The following is an 18,016-nucleotide window of genomic DNA, read 5'->3' on the forward strand; positions in this document are numbered from 1 at the left end:
CTGATGTTCTGGAAGGGCGTCTGGGGCTATCTGCCCGCCAATATCGTCCAGGGCGTGGTTGGCTTCCTGACCATCGTCCTGTTCACCCGTCTGCTCAGCCCCGAGGACTTCGGCCGCTACGCCCTCGCCTTCTCGGTCATGACCCTCGCCCATGTGGCGGTGTTCAGTTGGCTGGAAGCGTCCATGGCGCGGTTCTGGGCGGCCGAGAGCGGCGTGTCCCTGCGCGGCCATTTCGCCAGCCTGTACCGGACCGCCTTCGCCCTCAGCGGCGCCTTCCTGGTCGTCACGGCGATCGGCCTGTGGCTTTGGCCTGCGGACCTGCTGTTCAAGATCGCTCTTGCCGTCGGTCTGGCCGGCGCTCCGGCCCGCTGCCTGCTGAAGCTGGGACAGGAGCGCTTCCGCGCCGCCGGGGAAGTCAGCAAGGCCGCAGGCTTCGACATGGCCGTGTCCATCGGCGGCCTGCTGATCGGCGTCGGCTTCGCGCTGGCGGGCGCGGGTGGCGCGGCGCCCCTGCTGGGCCTCGGCCTGGCGCCGCTTCTCGCCCTGCCCTTCGTCCTGCCCGGCGAACTGAAACAGGCGCACGAGGGTCGGTTCGAACCCGCCCGGATGCGCAGCTATGCAATGTACGGCTACCCCATCGCCATGTCGCTGGCCCTGACGGTCGTGCTGTCCTCCACCGACCGCTTCCTGCTGGCCGCCTTCATGGATGAGGCGGCGGTCGGCGCCTATCACGCGGGCTATTCGATCGCGAACCGGACGCTGGACGTGCTGTTCCTGTGGCTGGGCTCGGCCGGTCAGCCGGCGCTGGTCATGGCGCTGGAGCGTGGAGGCAAGGACCAGCTCAAGCTCGCGGCCCGTGAACAGCTGTCGACCTTCCTGCTGATCGGCCTGCCCGCCGCCGCGGGCGTGGCGCTGGTCGCCGTTCCGCTGTCCGAGGTGCTGATCGGCGAAGACCTGCGCGCCGCCGCCGCCTCGATCACCCCGTGGATCGCCCTGTCGGCCCTGCTCTACGGCCTGACGGCTTACTATTTCGGCCAAGCCTTCACCCTCGGGCGCAAGACCAAGCACCTGCTGGCGGCCATGGCCATTCCGGCGGGCGCCAATGTCATCCTCAACCTGATCCTCGTGCCCCGTTTCGGCGTCATGGGCGCCGCCTGGGCGACCGCCGCCAGCTTCGGCCTCGGCCTGCTGGCCACCATGGCGCTGGGCCGCCGCGTCCTGCCCCTGCCGGTGCCATGGGAGAACCTGATCCGCTGCGGCGTCGCCACCGCCGTCATGGCCGCCGCTGTCTCGCTTGTTCCGCCGCTGGGCGGGGTCGTGGAACTGATCCTCGACGCGGGCGTGGGCGTGATCGTCTATGCCGCCGTCGCCCTGACCATCAACGCCGCCGGGGTCCGTGACGTGGCCCTGCGCCTGCTGGAGCGCCGCCGCGCCGGAAAGGCCGCCGCATGACCGCCGCCAAGGCCAAGATCACCGACAATGCCGCATGGGCCGTTGCGACGCCGGCCCTGTCGGTCCTGACGCCCTTCCTGCGCGACGATCCTTCGGACCTCCTGCAGTTGCTGGATGCAGAGGCCGCTTCGGTCGAGGGCGCGGTCGAGATCATCCTGCTGGACGACGGCACCGCGGACGCCGATCTGACCGCGCGTCTGGTCGCACAGGTGAAGGCCATGGCTCTGCCCGTTCGGCTGATCACCCTGCCCGCCAATGAGGGCCGCGCCATCGGCCGCAATCGCCTCGCCTCAGCGGCGCGCGGCGGCAGCCTGCTGTTCCTCGACAGCGACATGCGCCCCGACCATCGCCGCTTCCTGCGCGACTGGGCCGAACTGGTCGCGAAGGAAGACCCGGCGGTCGCCTTCGGCGGCTTCTCCCTGCTGCAGGCGCCGACCGACGCGAAATTCCAGGTCCACCGCGCCATGGCCGCCAAGTCCGAGTGCGTACCCTATACCGAACGGGCGAAGCAGCCCGAGAAATACGTCTACACCTCCAACCTGCTGGTCCGGCGCGACGTGTTCGAGGCCGAGGCCTTCGACAGCGGCTTCACCGGCTGGGGCTGGGAGGATGTGGAGTGGGCCATGCGCGTGTCGCGCCGCTTCCGCGTCGTGCACCTGGACAACGCCGCCACCCACATGGGTCTCGATACGGTCGATGCGCTGGCCCGAAAATATGAGCAGTCGGTGCCGAACTTCGCCCGCATGGCCGAGCGCCATCCCGAGATCGTCGCAGCCTACCCCAGCTACAAGGCGGCGAAGCTGCTGAAGAAGATCCCCGGCCTGCCCGTCCTGCGCGGCCTGATGCGCAAGGCGGCGGGCGCCGAGGCCCTGCCGGTCGCGGCCCGCGCCTTCTCCCTGCGCCTGTATCGCGCGGCCCTGTATGCGGATGCAGTGTGATGGGCGATGTCGCCATCATCATCCCGACCCTGAGACGGCCCGACAGCCTGACCCGCGCCCTGCGCTCGGTCTTCGCCCAGACCGGCGTCACCGAGCGGATCGCGGCGGTGATCGTGGTCGACAACGACCCCCTCGCCTCGGCAAGCTCAACCATTGACTCCCTGCGCCCGGAAAGCCCTTGGCCACTGGTCTATGTGTCCGAGCCGACGCCCGGCGTGGCCCGGGCGCGCAACGCCGGACTGGCCGCCACGGATGCGCCCCTGATCGCCTTCCTTGATGACGATGAAGCCGCCTCCACCGGCTGGCTGGCCGCCCTGCTGGCCGCGCAGGCCCGAACCGGCGCCGACGCCGTCTTCGGCCCGATCACCGGCCGCGCGCCTGAGGCCAAAGACTGGCTCAAGCCCTATCTGGAGCGCTTCTTCGGGCGTGAGGGCCCGGCCGAAACCGGCCTGATCGACCACCCCTGGGGCTGCGGCAACTCCCTGCTGGTGCGGGCGAACGCCCTGCCCGGCGACGCGCCCTTCAGCGCCGCGGCGGATCAGTCCGGCGGCGAGGACGACATCCTGTTCGCGGCTCTGGAAGCGCGCGGTGGCCGCTTTGGCTGGGCGGCGGATGCCCGGGTCGAGGAGTTCGCCCCCACCCATCGCGCCACGCTGGACTATGCCCTGACCCGCGCCTTCGCCTATGGTCAGGGCCCCAGCCAGACCGCCGCCGCCGCGCGGAACTGGCCGGGGGTCGCTCGCTGGATGGTCATTGGCGCGGGACAGGCCGCCGTCTTCGGCGCCGCCTCTGCGGCCCTGACGGTGATCAACAGCCCCAGACGCGCGCAGATGTACGACCGCACGGCGCGCGGGATCGGAAAGCTGTTCTGGATGAAGGGCTTCGAACCGCGCTTCTACGGCGCCGCCGAGGTAGCGCGTCTCGACCGGGCCTAGCCCGTCAGCCGCTTCAGGAAGGCCGGCGGATTGTAGGTCGAGCGGTTGACCACCACGCCGGCGATCTTGCCGCCGACCGCCTCGATCTCGTCGCGCAGGATCAGCGGCTCATTCGCCGAGGTGCTGCCGGCCGCGACGACCAGAACGGTCGCGTCGACGAAGGGCGCCAGGGTGATGGCGGTGTCGCTGCGATCCGCCGCCGGGGCGTCGATCACCACCGTATCGGCATGGCGACGCAGGGCGTCCCAGTAGCGGGCGTCGGCCACGACCTCGGCCCGCTGGCCCGAGCGCAGATGCTCGCCCGCGAACCGTGTGCCCCACAGGCGGCCACCCAGGAAGGGCCGCGCCGTGACCAGGCGCGCCGGATGCACCGGCTTGCCCTCGCGATCCATGATCCGGGGCGTCACCGCGAAGAAGATCGACCCGTCCGGGGTCGCCATGGCGGCCTTCCCGGCCTTGCCGAAGCGGTCCGGCTCTGACGCCATCGCCTCGACCTGGCCCTGCTGGGCCAGATCGGCGTCCACCAGCCAGACCGGACGACGCGCTCGCACGGCAGCCAGACGGGCGTATTCACGGGCGACGGTCGAGACGCCCTCTCCGCTATTGGCGGCGGCGATCTGGATCACGCGCCCCCGATGGCCCGGCGCCGGTCCCAGCGCCGCCCAGAGGGCCGCCATTTCGGACGTCAGATCGACCATTGAACGCTTACCGTCCCTTCACCGGAGCCACGGCCAGCACCGGCATCTCCAGCGTGCGGCCGGTCGAGGCGGGGGTGGTGAAGCCGCGGCGGGTGAAGACCCGCAGCAAGCCGACGCACAGGGCGGTGAAGCCGGCGAACAGGAAGACCGCCGCCAGCAGGGGCGCCTTCAGGCTCTTGCCCCGGGTCGGGGCCTCGGCGCGGGCGATGACGGTGACATTGTCGGCCCCGGCGGCGACCAGGGCGCTGTCGGCGCGGGCCTCGGTCTCGCGCTGCTGGAACTCGCGCACCTTGGCGGTCAGAACCTCGCGGTTGCCGGCCAGGGTGGCGTTGGTCGATTCCAGCTGGGTCAGATGGGCCTGTCGCTGACGCAGGGTGTTCAGCTGTCCTTCCAGCACGGCCAGACGCGCCGCCAGCGCATCCCGGTCGGCGGCAGCGTTGATCCGGGTCGTCTCGATCTCGGTGAAGATGGTGCTGGGCCCGGTGCGGACCTCGCGGGCGCCGACAGTGGTGCCGGTCGCCACATAGGCCTGGAGCTGAGCGATGCGCTGGTCGATGTCGCGCACCGGCTGGGCGTCCTCGGTATAGCGGGCCAGCAGATTCTCCCGCTCGGTGCGCAGGGTCAGGATCTGGTCCTGGGCCGAGACATTCAGGTCCTGCTGCAGCACGACTTCCGCTGGCTGCTGCGCCAGCTGCGCCTCCAGCGTCCGCAGCCGCTGGGTCGCCTGGTTCAACTGCGCCCGAACCGACAGGGTCTCGGCGAAGGTGGTCTGGTAGGTCGCGGCCAGGGTCGCCTTGGCCGTGGCGAAGTCGCCGATGTCGTTCGACTGCAGGAAGGTCTCATAGGCGCCGTCCGCGTCGGCCAGTTCGGTCTCGAAGGCCTCGCGCTGGGCGGTGAAGGCCGGGCTGGCGCGGTCACGGAAGACGTTGCGGCGCTGGATCAGATACTGGTCGACCACCGCGTTCAGCACGCGCGCCGCCTGCACTGGATCATCCGCCGAATAGGACACGGAGATGATGGCGCTGGCCGGAGTCGTGCCGACGCCCAGTCCGGTATCCAGAGCCTTCAGGGCGGCCAGTTCCTTCTCGGTCGTCGTGCCCTTGGCCTTCGGTCCGAGGATGACATCCGCCCCCAGCGCCTGAACGGCGCGGCGCTTGACCTCGAGACTGCCGAGGATCTGCGCTTCGGCCTGGGCCACCGCAGAGGCTTCCAGCGGCTGGGCCGTACGATCGGTCACGCCCACGCGCGGCTGATAGACATACTCCTGTCCGGCGCCCGCATAGACGCTGGAGGTGGCCGTGTAGCTCTTCTTCAGGGTCAGCACGACCGCCGTGCCGATGGCGAAGACGGCCAGGAAGATCACGATCATCAGCAGAAGCTCGCGGAACAGCAGGCCGACAATGTCAGCGATGCCGTAGCGCGGCCGGACTGTCGTGTAGGCCGTCGTGCGCATGCGAACGGAGTGATTCCATCAAACGGGACTGTTGAGCCCCAGCCTTCGCCCACCCGCGTTAACCATGGGTTACCCATAAGCCCCCAGGGTGCCTTCAACGCCGATTTCGGGAACGATTCCGCCATGTCCATCGACCGTCGCCTGATATTGCTCGGCCTTGTCAGTGGAGCTGGAACTCTGGCGGCCTGCGGCGGCGCGGGTCATCTGATGGGCGAGGAGGCGCGCATGCCCCTCCCCGCCTCGGCCGGCGCGGGTCGGGTCGAGAGCGTGGGCCGGACGTCCTTCCCCGAGATCGGCTTCGCCGACTGGTCTGACGACGAGCCGGAATACGTCCTCTATCCCGGCGACGAGATCGAGATCGCCACACCCACTGCGACCGAGCTGACCCGCACCCAGCGGATCGGGCCGGACGGCCGGGTCTCCCTCCCCCTCGTCGGCCAGCTGATGGCCGCTGACCGCACGATCGCTGAGCTGGAAGCCGACGCCTCCGACGCCTACGCCAGCCAGCTGCGTCGCCCGATGGTCGAGGTCACGCTCAAGACCGCCGGTCCGATCCGCGTCTGGGTCGGCGGCGAGGTGCGCACCCCGGGCATGATCGAGATGAACGGGGATCTGGACGCCTATCAGGCCATCATCCAGGCGGGCGACTTCCTGCCGACCGCCAGACAGGGCGAGGTCGCCCTGATCCGTCGCGGGCGTGGCGGCGTGCGGATGATGCGGGCGGCGGACCTGCGACCCCGTCGTGGAGAAGTCATCGCCCTGCGCCGTGGCGACATTATCTATGTGCCGCGTTCAACCCTCGGCGAGGTGGCCAACTGGGTCACCCAGTTCCGCAACGCCCTGCCGGTCGGATTTACGTACGCGCTGGGTGGGCAGTATCAGAGCTTTTAGGTAGCGCTATCGCTCGCGACGCGGTCGCTCGCTGCTTGAGCGCGAACTGTCTCAACCGTCAGACGTCTATCCTGCGCGAAGCGCCAGGCCGCGTCGGGTCGGGAGGTCCCGAAGGGCCGACGACCGCGCCCCAACAAGAAAGCGAGCTGCCGTCAGGCAGCGAGCTTCACCACGCCGGCGTCGATGTAGCGGCGGGCCGCCTTCTGGGCTTCCGAGATTTCCTCGCGCTCCATCTCCTCGCTCATCTCGCGGCGGTAGATGCGCGCCTCGAGGCTGCCCTTCATGGCGGCGAGGTTGAAGATCATGTGGGCCGAGACCCGATCCATCGGGCAACCGTTCTGGCCCGTGGAATACATCAGCCCCAGACGGAACAGGTCGTCCCCGCTCATGTCCGCGGTCGGCAGCGGCAGACCCGCGTCCTCGACCATCATTTCCGGCGCCAGTTCTTGCGCGTTCATAATCGTATCTCCGGGGCCCAACGCCGTTCTGGCCTCGCCCTGTGACCCGAGTGAAATACCCGCGGTTTGAACACAGGGTTAACAGCAAGGGGGTCCAACGCCCTTTTCGACGAAATCGGAGCCACTTTCTGCGCCCCGTAAAGACCTCTGAAATCTCTCGATAATCCCTGATTCAGAGGCCCTAACGAGTCGTCACCGGAATGCTGACAGAGGGTTACCGCGCGCGCTGGCCGAACAGCACCTTGCGGGCCGCCTCGGCGTCCTTGCCTGACGCCGCGAGGTTCTTGCGCAGTTCGTCGCCCAGCGCCCTGCCCCGCTGCACCGCCGGCCGTTCGCCCACCCGCGCCAGCCAGGCCTTCAGGTTCGGGAACTCGTCAATGTTCTGGCCCTGCAGTTCCGGCAGGATCCAGGGCCAGGCCGCCATGTCGGCGATTGAATAGGCGCCGGCCAGGTACTCGCGGTCCGCCAGACGGCGATCCAGCACGCCATAGAGCCGGTGCGTCTCGTCCGTATACCGGCGCACGCCGTAGGCGATCTGGCGCTGGTCGCGGATCAGGCTCGGCGCATACTGGCGGAAGTGATGGGTCTGCCCCGCCATCGGCCCCAGACCGCCGACCTGCCAGAACAGCCACTGGTCCACCTCGGCCTTGCCGCGCAGGTCCTGCGGATAGAACTGGCCCGACTTGGCCCCGAGATACTGCAGGATCGCCCCGGACTCGAAGATCGACAGCGGCAGCCCGTCCGGCCCGTCCGGATCGACAATGGCGGGCATCCGGCCATTGGGACTGATCTTCTGGAAGCCGGGCTCGAACTGTTCACCCGTTCCGATGTTCACCGGTTTCAGCTCATAGGGCAGCCCCATCTCCTCAAGGGCGATGGAGACCTTCCAGCCGTTCGGGGTGGGCCAGTACCAGAGTTCGATCGGGCGGGCGGTCATGACGGCTCCTGTGTCGGTTACGGTCGAGGTGGGCGCCCGCCTGCGCCCGCGCAACGCCCAAGGCTGACAGAGATGTTCAGCGACAGTTCATGCGCCGGACCCGACCTTCGCGTCCTGTTCAACGGGCCGCCCCCTCCGGTCCGACACGGAGACCGAGAATGAAGCGCATCACCAAGGCCGCGGTCATCGGGCTGGCTCTGGCCACCACCGCCGTCCCGCTGGCCGCCCAGGCCCAGAACCGTGGCGACCGGCAGGAACGTCGGGACGACCGCCGGGACTATCGGCAGGATCGCCGTGACGACCGACAGGACTTCCGTCGCGAGCGCCGCGATGATCGCCGGGACTGGCGTCAGGGCCAGTACGACAACCGCCGCGACTACCGCCAGGACCGCCGCGATGACCGTCGCGACTTCCGCGATGAGCGCCGGGACGACCGACGCGACTACCGCAACGACCGGCGATGGGACCGCAACAATCGCGACTGGTGGCGCGGCCGCAGCGACTTCCGCGACTATCGCGGCGCCCGCAGCGGCTACTGGTATGCGCCGGGGCACGGCTATTACCGGGTCGAGCCCCGCTATTACGGCTACCGCTGGCAGCGGGGCGGCTACCTGCCGCCGGCCTATCGCGGCTACTACGTCAGCGACCCGTATTTCTACGGCCTTCGCCCGGCCCCGCGTGGCTATCGTTATGTCCACGCCGGCAGCGACATCCTGCTGATCGCGGTCGCCAGCGGCCTGATCGCCAGCGTGCTGAACGACGTCTACTAGATCCAGGCGCATCGCCGCCTCTGAACGACGCCCCGCGGCTCCGGCCACGGGGCGTTTTTCATGACCGAAGCTTAACGTGACGACGCTGTTCGTTCAGTCACCGTTCAGCAAGGAAGCGCGACGTTAAGACCAAGCCGCCTGACAGGGGCGTGCGGAGATAAAACACGAGAATGAAACGCTCACTTATGGTCGCCGTGACCATCACGGCCCTGATGGCGCCGCTGGTGGCTCCGGTCGTCGCCGCAGCCCAGGACGGCCCCGGCCGCCGGGGCGCCGCCCGCCAGAACGGCTCGGAAGACAGTCGGCCGTCCCGGGCGGACCCGGCCCCGTCGCCGCGGCCGGAACGCCCCCGTCCGGAGCGCCCCCGTCCGGAAGGCCCTCGTCCCGAGCGCCCGCGCCCGGAAAGCCCGCGCCCTGACAGGCCCGACCGCCCGGATCGGCCGCAGCAGCCGCGCCCCGACCGACCCGATCGTCCGCGCCCGGATCAACCCGACCGTCCGCAGCGCCCCGACCGGCCTGAACAGCCTCGGCCTGACAGACCTGACCGGCCTCAGCGTCCTGATCGTCCGGACAGGCCCGACCGTCCCCAGCGTCCCGATCGTCCGGGGCAGCCCGGACGCCCGGACCGCCCTGATACGCCCAGCCGTCCCGACCGCCCGGATCGTCCCGGTCGCCCGGACACGCCGAACCGCCCCGACCGTCCTGATCGCCCCAACGGCGGATGGGACAGGGATCGGGACCGGGATCGTCCGAACGGTGGATGGGATCGTGACCGCGACCGTGACCGGCCCAACGGCGGCTGGAACCGGGGCCGGGATCGCGACCGGGACCGCGAGGACTTCCGCCGCCGCTTCAACGGCGACCAGTGGCGTCGCGACTGGCATCGGAACCACGGTCGCGACTGGTGGCGCAACGACCGGCGCTGGCGCGGCTACTCCGGTGTTCGCATCGGCTTCTATTTCGCCCCGGGGTACGGCTACTACAGCGTCCCCCGGACCTACTGGAACCAGCGCTGGTACGTCGGCGGCTACCTGCCGTCGGTCTTCTGGCGCTACCAGCTGAACGACTGGCGCACCTATGGCCTCGGCTTCCCGCCGGAAGGCACGCGCTGGGTGCTGGTCGACAACCACATCTACCTGATCGACGAGTACGACGGGTACATCATCGATGTGATCTACGACGCCTGGGCCTGGTAAGGGCCTGAGCCTCGCGGCGCCGGCGGCCTTCGGGTCGCCGGCGTTTTCGCGCGGCAAACTGTCATCTGTCAGCGGTTGCAGCGAACCGCCCGCCGCGTCAGAACCATGGCATGAGCGATACGGCGATCCGCGACACCACCACCGGCGAAGAGGTTCCGTCCTCCCGCGCCCCCCAGCTTCATCTCTCCGAGGAGCTGATGGCGTCGCCGACGCGGTTCTTCAACCGCGAAACCTCGTGGCTGGCGTTCAACGGTCGCGTGCTGGAAGAGGCCGCCAATCCGGCCCACCCGCTGCTGGAGCGCCTGCGCTTCCTCTCCATCTCCGCCAACAATCTGGACGAGTTCTTCATGACCCGCGTGGCGGGCCTGAAGGGCCAGGTGCGCGAACGGGTGCGCGTCGTTTCGCCGGACGGCCTCACGCCCGCCGAGGCGCTGGAGCAGGTCAACGCGGCCGCCGGCGTCCTGATGACCGAGCAGCAGCGCCGCTGGCGCAAGCTGCGGCGGGAAATGTCGGTCGCCGGCATCGAGGTCGTCGATGCCTCGCGCATCACCAAGACCGAGCGCGAGCGCCTGGAGCCCGAGTTCCTGAACCAGCTGTTCGCCGTGCTGACGCCGATGGCGATCGACCCGGCCCACCCCTTCCCCTTCCTGCCCAACCTCGGCTTCTCGCTGGCGCTGAAACTGCGCCGCCAGTCCGACCGCCGCACCCTCTACGCCCTGGTGCCGGTGCCGACGCAGGTGAAGCGGTTCTGGCCGCTGGCCACCGACGGCCGCTCCACCCCGGGCCGCCAGCGCTTCGTGACGCTGGAGAGCCTGCTGATGCTCTTCATCGACCATCTCTTCCCCGGCTGCGACGTGCTCGAGCGCGGCGTCTTCCGCCTGATCCGGGACTCGGACATCGAGATCGAGGAAGAGGCCGAGGATCTGGTCATGGAGTTCGAGGAGGCGCTGAAGCAGCGTCGCCTCGGCTCGGTCGTGCGCATCAAGATCCAGGCGGACATGCCGGACGACCTGCGCACCTTCATCACCGATGAACTCAACGCCGCGCCGCAGGACACGGTGCTGGTCGACGGCATGCTGGGGCTGGCGCAGTTGTCCGAACTGATCCCGGGCGGCCATCCGGACCTCAAGTTCAAGGGCTATGAGCCCCGCTACCCCGAGCGGGTCCGCGACAACGGCGGCGACATCTTCGCTGCGGTCCGCGAGAAGGACATGCTGATCCACCACCCGTTCGAGAGCTTCGACGTGGTGGTCCAGTTCCTGCGTCAGGCTGCGCGCGATCCGAACGTGCTGGCGATCAAGCAGACCCTGTATCGGACCTCCAAGGACAGCCCCATCGTCGCCGCCCTTATCGAGGCGGCCGAGAACGGCAAGAACGTCACCGCCCTGATCGAGCTGAAGGCCCGCTTCGACGAGGAGGCGAACCTGAAATGGGCTCGCGCCATGGAGCGCGCCGGGGTCCACGTCGTCTTCGGCTTCGTGGAGTGGAAGACCCACGCTAAGGTCAGCGTCGTCGTCCGCCGCGAGGGCGACGGGCTGAAGACCTACTGCCACTTCGGCACCGGCAACTATCACCCGGTCACGGCCAAGGTTTACACCGACCTGTCGCTGTTCAGCTCTGACCCGCGTCTGGCCCGCGACGCCTCGCGGGTGTTCAACTACATCACCGGCTACGCCCAGCCGGATGAGCTGGAGGCGCTGGTCGTCTCTCCGCTCAACATGAAGAAGACGCTGATCGACCTGATCTCCAAGGAGATGTCGGCGGCGGCCATGGGCAAGCCCGCGGCCATCTGGGCCAAGATGAACGCCCTGGTCGATCCGGAGATCATCGACGCCCTGTATCGCGCCAGCCAGTGGGGCGTGCGGATCGAGCTGGTCATCCGCGGCGTCTGCTGTCTGCGCCCCGGCGTCGAGGGCCTCAGCGAGAATATCCGGGTCAAGTCGATCGTCGGCCGCTTCCTGGAGCACAGCCGCATCGTCGCCTTCGCCAACGGCCGCGACCTGCCGAACGACAAGGCGAAGCTGTTCATCTCGTCCGCCGACTGGATGCCGCGTAATCTGGACCGCCGGGTCGAGCTGATGACGCCGGTGCTGAACGCCACCGTCCATGACCAGGTGCTGGACCAGATCATGGTCGCCAACCTGAAGGATGACGCCCAGAGCTGGACGCTGACCCCGGACGGTTCCTATATCCGCGTCTCGCCGGTCGATCCCGAACGGCCCTTCTCGGCGCACAAATACTTCATGACCAACCCCAGCCTCTCGGGCCGCGGCCGCAAGGTGAAGACCCTGCCCGCCCACCTCAGCTACGACCGTCCGGAGCGGAAGAAGCGCTGATGCCCGAGGCCCTGTTCTCGGCCATCGGCGAACCCCGCGACGTCGCCGCCATCGACATCGGCTCCAACTCGGTGCGTCTGGTCCTCTACCGGCTGGAAGGCCGGGCGATCTGGACCGTCTTCAACGAAAAGGTGCTGGCCGGTCTGGGCCGCGATCTCGCCGCCACTGGCAAGCTGTCGGTCGAAGGCGCCGCTCAGGCCCTGACCGCCCTGAAGCGGTTCGCCGCCGTCATCGACGGGGTGAAGCCCGCCCACACCTTCGTCGCCGCCACCGCCGCCGTGCGCGAGGCGACGGACGGCCAGTCCTTCTGCGACACCGTCGCCGCCGAGACCGGGCTGAAGATCCGCGTCCTCTCCGGCGAGGAAGAGGCCCGCTACGCGGCCTTCGGCGTCATGGCGGGCATTCCGGACGCCCATGGCGTAGCCGCCGACCTGGGCGGCTCCAGCCTGGAGCTGATCCGTCTCGGCGCCGGCAAGGTCGAGCGCGGCATCACCCTGCCGCTGGGGCCGTTCGCCCTGGTCGATCCGAAAGGCTTCGATGCGGACCGGCATCGCGCCGCCATCGCCAAGCGACTGAAGCCCGCCGCGGACTTCAGCGCGGACACCCTCTACGCCGTGGGCGGCGCGTGGCGGACGCTGGCCCAGGTGCACATGGATGTCAGCGGTTACCCGCTGCATATCGTCCACCAGTACCGGCTGACCGCCGCCGAGGCGCGTGAGACGGCCCGGTTCATCGCCCGCCAGTCGAAGGCCTCGCTGGAGAAATGGCCCGGCCTGTCCAGAAAACGCGCCGAGACCCTGCCCCACGCCGCCCTCGTGCTGGAGGGGCTGATTGACAAGCTCGGCCTGAAGTCCATCGTCCTGTCCGCCTGGGGCGTACGCGAAGGCCTGCTTTACGAAGCGCTCGACGCCGCGACCGCGTCCGACGATCCCCTGCTGGCGGGCTCCTCGGCGCTGGGCGCGCGTCAGGGCATCTCCCCCACCCTGCCCGGCGCCCTGAACGCCTGGATCGCGCCCCTGCTCAGCGCTGTGAAGCCCGCCTTCACTCCCGAGCGTGACGCGCTGCTGGCCGACGCGGCGTCCCGACTGGCTGACCTGGGCGCCCGGCTGCATCCGGATCACCGGGTCGAGCTGGCCTTCGATCAGGTGCTGCGCGCGCCCGTTCCTGGCCAGACCCATGCCGAGCGCGCCTGGCTGGCCTGCGCCGTCAACGCCCGTTACGGCGGCCCGTCCGCCACGCCCGAGCCCTCAACCGTCGAGCGCCTGCTCAGCGAGGAACAGCGTCAAAGCGCCCGCGCGGTCGGCCTGGCCATCCGGCTGGCCTGCGACCTGTCCGGCCGCTCGCCCCAACTGCTGGTCAACGCCCGCGCGACGGTGAAGGACGGGGCCCTGCTGCTGACGGCGTCAGAGGGTTATGCGGACGTCTTGCTGGGCGAACAGACCCGCCGTCGCGGCAAGGCCCTGGCCGAGGCCATGGGGCTCAAGCTGGTGATCGACGGCCGCGACTGAGCCGCCTCAGTCGCCCATCCACCAGCGCATGCGGACGACCTGCGCCGGGGCGTCCCCGACCTTCAGCGAGCCGGTCAGCACAGCGCCCTCGTCACCGAGGTTCCGGCGCGCCGTGGCCAGGGCGCCCTGATCCAGACGCCCGCTGAACATCACCCGCCCCAGTTCCGGCGAGCGCCCCTCGAACCTCACCTCACTGTCATTGACGACATACAGCGTCGGCAGGACACGGGCGGTGACGCTGCGCGCCTCCCCCATCTCCGTCTGGGTCATCGGACTGGTCGTGTCCTCGAACTGCAGCATCAGCGGCGCGAAGGTCGTCGCGCGCTCCCCGCCCTGCCAGGACTGGAACTCGGCCGCCTGACCGACGAACGCATGGTCCAGCGCCCATTTGCCGACCCGGGTCTCGTCAATCGGCAGATAATAGCCCGACAGGTCGCCCGAGGCGCTGTTGGTGAAGACCGGCGCGGCCGGCGCCGCCGGCTCGCGTCCGCTGTCACAGGATGCGACCGCCAGTCCGGCGAGCGCGACCACGATCAGGGGGCTCCACTTGCGCATGGCGGTCCTCAGCGGTTCAGGGCCTGATCCAGCGCCCGGAACCCGGCGATCGACAGGGCGGTCGCGCTGGTGAACACCGAGGGAGTGATGCGCTCGAAATCATCCGACGGGCGGTGATAGTCGGGATGGTAGTTCACGCCGAAATACAGGAACGGCACCTGGGCCCGATGGAAGGCGCCGTGATCGGACGCCTCGACCCAGTTGTCGGCGCCGGTGTCCTGCGGCGTGTCCTTGCCAAAGGCCAGCGCGACCGCGCCGTCCGCCGGAATGGCCTCAAGGATCGGGCGGAAGTTCGGATGCTGATAGGTGCCGGTGACCCACAGCTTGCCGTCGGTCTCGGCCCGCGCGGTCATGTCGAAATTCAGGTTCATGGCGATCGAGCTCAGCGGCACCGGCGGCACCTCGACGAAATGCTTGGCGCCCAGCAGGCCATGCTCCTCGCCGTCCAGCGCGACGAAGATCACGTTGTGCTCCGGGGCCTGGCGTTTCAGGTCCGCCGCCAGCGCCAGCATGGTCGCCACGCCCGAGGCGTTGTCGTCGGCGCCGTTGTAGATCTGGCCTTCGTGGGTTCCGACGTGGTCGTAGTGGGCGGTGACCACGATGTACTTGTCCGTCACCCGCGTGCCCCGCAGCATGCCGATGATGTTGACGCCATTGTAGGTCGTCGGCCCCGCGCGACCGCGACCGGTCGCCTCCCACGGTTGCAGGCGGCCCATGGCCGGCGCGGCGATGCCGAGCGCTTCCAGACGGCCGACGATATAGTTGCGGGCCATCTCCCCGCCCGGCGAGCCGGTATCGCGACCGGCCATCTCGTCAGACGACAGGATGCGCACATCCTCCAGCAGCTGCGCCTGGAAGGCCGGAGCCACGGCCACCGGCGGCGCCGCGGGCTCCGAGGTGGTGGCGCAGGCGGCGAGCAGCAGGCTCGCGGTGACGGACGACAGGGCCAGCAGGCGGATCGAGCGCATGGAATCTCCTCTTTCGCCAACACGCTAGCAGGCCTTGGCGGCCCCGTCAGATTACAGCGCTGTCATCTGGCCTGAACCGGGACGGCCCGTGGGCGTTGCGGGCGACGACGGACTTGGGCAGACCGTCTTCATGGCCGAGCGAATCCCGATGACCGACACCCCCGTAGATCAGCTGGATCTCGCCGCCGCAGGGGCCGAGCTGGCGCGCCTGACCGCCGAACTGGCCCGCCACGACGCCCTCTATCACGCCGAGGACGCGCCGGAGATCAGCGACGCCGACTACGACGCCCTCAAGCGTCGCGCGCTGGACATCGAGGACCGCTTCCCCGACCTGACCACGGCCTCGTCCCCCTCGCAGGTCGTCGGCGGCCCGGTCTCCAGCCAGTTCGCCGAGGTCCGCCACGGCGTGCCCATGCTGTCGCTGGACAACGCCTTCTCGGCGGAAGAGGTGACGGACTTCGAGGCCCGTATCCGGCGCTTCCTCAAACTGCCCGCCGACGAGCACATCGCCTTCGTCGCCGAGCCGAAGATCGACGGCCTCAGCGCCAGCCTGCGCTATGAGAAGGGCCAGCTGGTGCGCGGCGCCACCCGCGGCGACGGCAAGACCGGCGAGGACGTCACCGCCAACCTGCGCACCATCGCCGACATCCCCCAGACCCTCAGCGGCTCCGGCTGGCCCGACGTCATCGAGGTGCGCGGCGAGGTCTACGCCCCCAACGACGAGTTTGACGCCTTCAACACCGCCGCCGAGGAAGCCGGCCAGCGCACCTACGCCAACCCGCGCAATTTCGCCGCCGGGTCCCTGCGCCAGAAGGACCCGACGATCACCGCCAAACGGCCCCTGCGCTTCTTCGCCTACGCCTGGGGGGAGAAGTCCGCCGACTTCGCCGACACCCAGAGCCACGCGCTCGACGCGCTCCGCTCGTGGGGCTTCAAGGTCAATCCGCGCTCGGCCCGGGTCGAGGACGCCGCCGGGCTGATCGCCCTCTACGACGGTCTCCAGACCGACCGCGCGGGCCTCGGCTATGACATCGACGGCGTGGTCTACAAGGTCGACCGGCTGGACTGGCAGGAACGCCTCGGCTTCATCGCCCGCACGCCCCGCTGGGCCATCGCCCACAAATTCCCGGCCCAGCAGGCGCAGACGGTGCTCGAAGGCATCGACATCCAGGTCGGCCGGACCGGCTCCCTGACCCCCGTCGCCCGTCTGCACCCCGTCACCGTCGGCGGCGTCGTGGTCCGCAACGCCACCCTGCACAATGAGGACGAGATCGCCCGCAAGGACGTGCGCATCGGCGACACCGTCGTCCTCCAACGCGCCGGCGATGTCATCCCCCAGATCGTCAGCGTGGTGCTGGACAAGCGCCCGGCCGACGCCGTCCCCTACGTCTTCCCGACCCATTGCCCCGTCTGCGGCTCCGAGGCCGAGCGGCCCGAGGGCGAGGTGCGCCGCCGCTGCACCGGCGGCCTGATTTGCGACGCCCAACTCGTCGAACGGCTCAAGCATTTCGTCGGCCGCCGCGCCTTCGACATCGAGGGTCTGGGCGAGAAACAGCTGATCGCCTTCCATGAGCGCGGCTGGCTGCACCAGCCCGCCGACATATTCCGCCTCGCCCGCGACGAGGAGAAGCTTGCCGGCCTTCGCACCGAGGACGGCTATGGCGAGACCAGCGTCCGCAATCTGGTCGAGGGCATCAACGCCCGCCGCGTCATCGCGCTGGACCGGCTGATCTTCGCCTTGGGCATCCGCGACATCGGCGAGCAGACGTCCATCCTGCTGGCCCGCCACTTCGGCTCATGGAGCGCCTTCCACACCGCCTGTCTGGAGGCCTCGCAGGGCATCCCTTCGGCTGAATGGACCCAGCTGGCCGAAGGACACGGCGTCTCCGAACGCACCCTGTCCGTCCTCGCCGCCGCCACGCCGCCCGCCGACGATCCCTGGCCCGAGGCGCCACTGGACCAGAAGCTGTCCCTCGCCTTCCCGGGCGTCGCCGCCCCCGCCCGTCGCGCCCTCGCCCTGCTCGCTCCCGACTGGCCCGCCATCGTCCGTCTGGCCGCCATCGCGCGCGAGGAAGGCCCGTCGATGACGCTCGGCGAGATCGCGGGCATCAGCGGCGTCGGTCCCGTCGCCGCCCGCGCCCTGGCCCAGTTCTTCCATGAGCCGCACAACCGCGCCGTCGTCGACGCCCTGATCGAACAACTCGACACCGTCGAGGACGCCGAACGCCCCCAGACCGACACCGCTGTCGCGGGCAAGACCGTGGTCTTCACCGGCGCCCTCGAACGCTTCACCCGCGACGAGGCCAAGGCCCGCGCCGAAAGCCTCGGGGCCAAGGTGTCCGGCTCGGTATCCAAGAAGACCGACTACCTCGTCGCCGGCCCCGGCGCGGGTTCCAAGATGGCCGACGCCCAGAAGCACGGCGTTGTGATTTTGACGGAAGACGAATGGCTGGCCTTGATCGGTAGCTAAGTCCTTCTGGAGTTTCCCAAATGCGTCCCGCCCTCCTCGCCGCTGTCTTCACGGCCGCAGCAGCTCTCGCCGCCCCCGCCTTCGCCGGTGATCCGACCGGCCTGTGGCAGACCTCGACCAACGGCGGACAGGTCCGCATCGCCCGCTGTGGCCAGGCCCTGTGCGGCACCCTGGTGACCTCGAACGCCATCCGCGCCAATCCGGGCGTGCTGGACGAGCACAATTCGGACCGCAATCTGCGCACCCGCACCCTGCGCAACCTGCCCATGCTGCGCGGCTTCACCGGCGGCCCGACCGAATGGACCGGCGGCAGCGTCTACAACCCCGCCGACGGCCGTACCTATCGCGGCACCATCACCATGCAGGGCGACAACACCCTTCGCCTGCGCGGCTGCGTCGTCGCTCCCCTGTGCCGCACCCAGACCTGGACGCGCATCCAATAGAAACAAAA

16 protein-coding genes are annotated in these 18,016 nt (G+C 69.3%); 10 read left to right on the forward strand and 6 right to left on the reverse strand.

What is annotated here, in order from left to right:
* The first annotated feature begins 3 nt into the window (after positions 1–3).
* The 3 genes from ACFQQC_RS15195 to ACFQQC_RS15205 are packed head-to-tail and all read left to right on the forward strand — an operon-like array spanning position 4 to position 3,325.
* Positions 4–1,452 (forward strand): lipopolysaccharide biosynthesis protein, encoded by a 1,449-nt coding sequence (locus ACFQQC_RS15195; RefSeq protein ID WP_376863330.1) that lies wholly within the window; start codon positions 4–6, stop codon positions 1,450–1,452.
* Complete coding sequence (locus ACFQQC_RS15200) at positions 1,449–2,390, forward strand: glycosyltransferase family 2 protein (protein ID WP_376863331.1); 942 nt, start codon at positions 1,449–1,451, stop codon at positions 2,388–2,390. The genes ACFQQC_RS15195 and ACFQQC_RS15200 overlap by 4 nt, the downstream gene beginning before the upstream one ends.
* Positions 2,390–3,325 (forward strand): glycosyltransferase family 2 protein, encoded by a 936-nt coding sequence (locus tag ACFQQC_RS15205; RefSeq protein ID WP_376863333.1) that lies wholly within the window; start codon positions 2,390–2,392, stop codon positions 3,323–3,325. Before ACFQQC_RS15200 ends, ACFQQC_RS15205 begins: the two co-directional genes overlap by 1 nt.
* On the opposite strand, the gene ACFQQC_RS15210 is transcribed toward ACFQQC_RS15205, so the two are convergent.
* Positions 3,322–4,023 carry a hfsB gene (locus ACFQQC_RS15210; RefSeq protein ID WP_376863334.1) on the reverse strand — a complete coding sequence of 234 codons (702 nt, stop codon included), beginning with the start codon at positions 4,021–4,023 and terminating at the stop codon, positions 3,322–3,324. The genes ACFQQC_RS15205 and ACFQQC_RS15210 overlap by 4 nt on opposite strands.
* Positions 4,024–4,030: 7 nt before the next feature.
* A complete protein-coding gene (locus ACFQQC_RS15215; RefSeq protein WP_376863335.1) occupies positions 4,031–5,476 on the reverse strand; it encodes a GumC family protein in 1,446 nt (481 codons plus the stop codon).
* 225 nt (positions 5,477–5,701) lie between these two features.
* On the opposite strand from ACFQQC_RS15215, the gene ACFQQC_RS15220 reads away from it, so the two are divergent.
* Positions 5,702–6,367, forward strand: a complete 666-nt coding sequence (locus tag ACFQQC_RS15220; protein WP_376863336.1) for a polysaccharide biosynthesis/export family protein — start codon at positions 5,702–5,704, stop codon at positions 6,365–6,367.
* A 152-nt stretch (positions 6,368–6,519) separates the two neighbouring features.
* On the opposite strand, the gene ACFQQC_RS15225 is transcribed toward ACFQQC_RS15220, so the two are convergent.
* Together ACFQQC_RS15225 and ACFQQC_RS15230 are read right to left on the reverse strand one after the other, a co-directional pair.
* Entirely contained in the window at positions 6,520–6,825 is a 306-nt protein-coding gene (locus ACFQQC_RS15225) for a sel1 repeat family protein (protein ID WP_376863337.1), read from the reverse strand.
* Positions 6,826–7,039: 214 nt separating this feature from the next.
* Positions 7,040–7,762: a glutathione S-transferase N-terminal domain-containing protein gene (locus tag ACFQQC_RS15230; RefSeq protein ID WP_376863338.1), complete on the reverse strand. Its 723-nt coding sequence runs from the start codon at positions 7,760–7,762 to the stop codon at positions 7,040–7,042.
* Positions 7,763–7,920: 158 nt separating this feature from the next.
* Between ACFQQC_RS15230 and ACFQQC_RS15235 the strand changes: the two genes are divergently transcribed.
* The 4 genes from ACFQQC_RS15235 (at position 7,921) to ACFQQC_RS15250 (ending at position 13,572) form a co-directional block, all read left to right on the forward strand.
* Positions 7,921–8,532, forward strand: coding sequence for an RcnB family protein (locus ACFQQC_RS15235; RefSeq protein WP_376863339.1), 612 nt, complete (start codon positions 7,921–7,923; stop codon positions 8,530–8,532).
* Positions 8,533–8,702: 170 nt separating this feature from the next.
* Positions 8,703–9,728: an RcnB family protein gene (locus ACFQQC_RS15240; RefSeq protein WP_376863340.1), complete on the forward strand. Its 1,026-nt coding sequence runs from the start codon at positions 8,703–8,705 to the stop codon at positions 9,726–9,728.
* Between the two features lie 110 nt (positions 9,729–9,838).
* The gene (locus ACFQQC_RS15245) at positions 9,839–12,064 is read left to right on the forward strand and encodes an RNA degradosome polyphosphate kinase (protein ID WP_376863342.1); all 2,226 of its coding nucleotides are present in this window, start codon (positions 9,839–9,841) and stop codon (positions 12,062–12,064) included.
* On the forward strand, positions 12,064–13,572 hold the full coding sequence (locus ACFQQC_RS15250; RefSeq protein WP_376863343.1) for a Ppx/GppA family phosphatase: 1,509 nt from the start codon (positions 12,064–12,066) through the stop codon (positions 13,570–13,572). Before ACFQQC_RS15245 ends, ACFQQC_RS15250 begins: the two co-directional genes overlap by 1 nt.
* A 6-nt stretch (positions 13,573–13,578) precedes the next feature.
* On the opposite strand, the gene ACFQQC_RS15255 is transcribed toward ACFQQC_RS15250, so the two are convergent.
* Positions 13,579–14,127 (reverse strand): hypothetical protein, encoded by a 549-nt coding sequence (locus ACFQQC_RS15255; RefSeq protein WP_376863344.1) that lies wholly within the window; start codon positions 14,125–14,127, stop codon positions 13,579–13,581.
* 8 nt (positions 14,128–14,135) lie between these two features.
* Positions 14,136–15,095: a M20/M25/M40 family metallo-hydrolase gene (locus ACFQQC_RS15260; RefSeq protein WP_376863345.1), complete on the reverse strand. Its 960-nt coding sequence runs from the start codon at positions 15,093–15,095 to the stop codon at positions 14,136–14,138.
* A 148-nt stretch (positions 15,096–15,243) separates the two neighbouring features.
* Here ACFQQC_RS15260 and ligA point away from each other — a divergent pair, with 148 nt between their 5' ends.
* Entirely contained in the window at positions 15,244–17,565 is a 2,322-nt protein-coding gene (gene ligA, locus ACFQQC_RS15265; RefSeq protein WP_376863347.1) for an NAD-dependent DNA ligase LigA, read from the forward strand.
* A 20-nt stretch (positions 17,566–17,585) separates the two neighbouring features.
* On the forward strand, positions 17,586–18,008 hold the full coding sequence (locus tag ACFQQC_RS15270) for a DUF2147 domain-containing protein (protein ID WP_376863348.1): 423 nt from the start codon (positions 17,586–17,588) through the stop codon (positions 18,006–18,008).
* Positions 18,009–18,016: the final 8 nt, after the last annotated feature.

This window comes from Brevundimonas sp. GCM10030266, from assembly GCF_042666595.1.
Lineage (GTDB): Bacteria > Pseudomonadota > Alphaproteobacteria > Caulobacterales > Caulobacteraceae > Brevundimonas.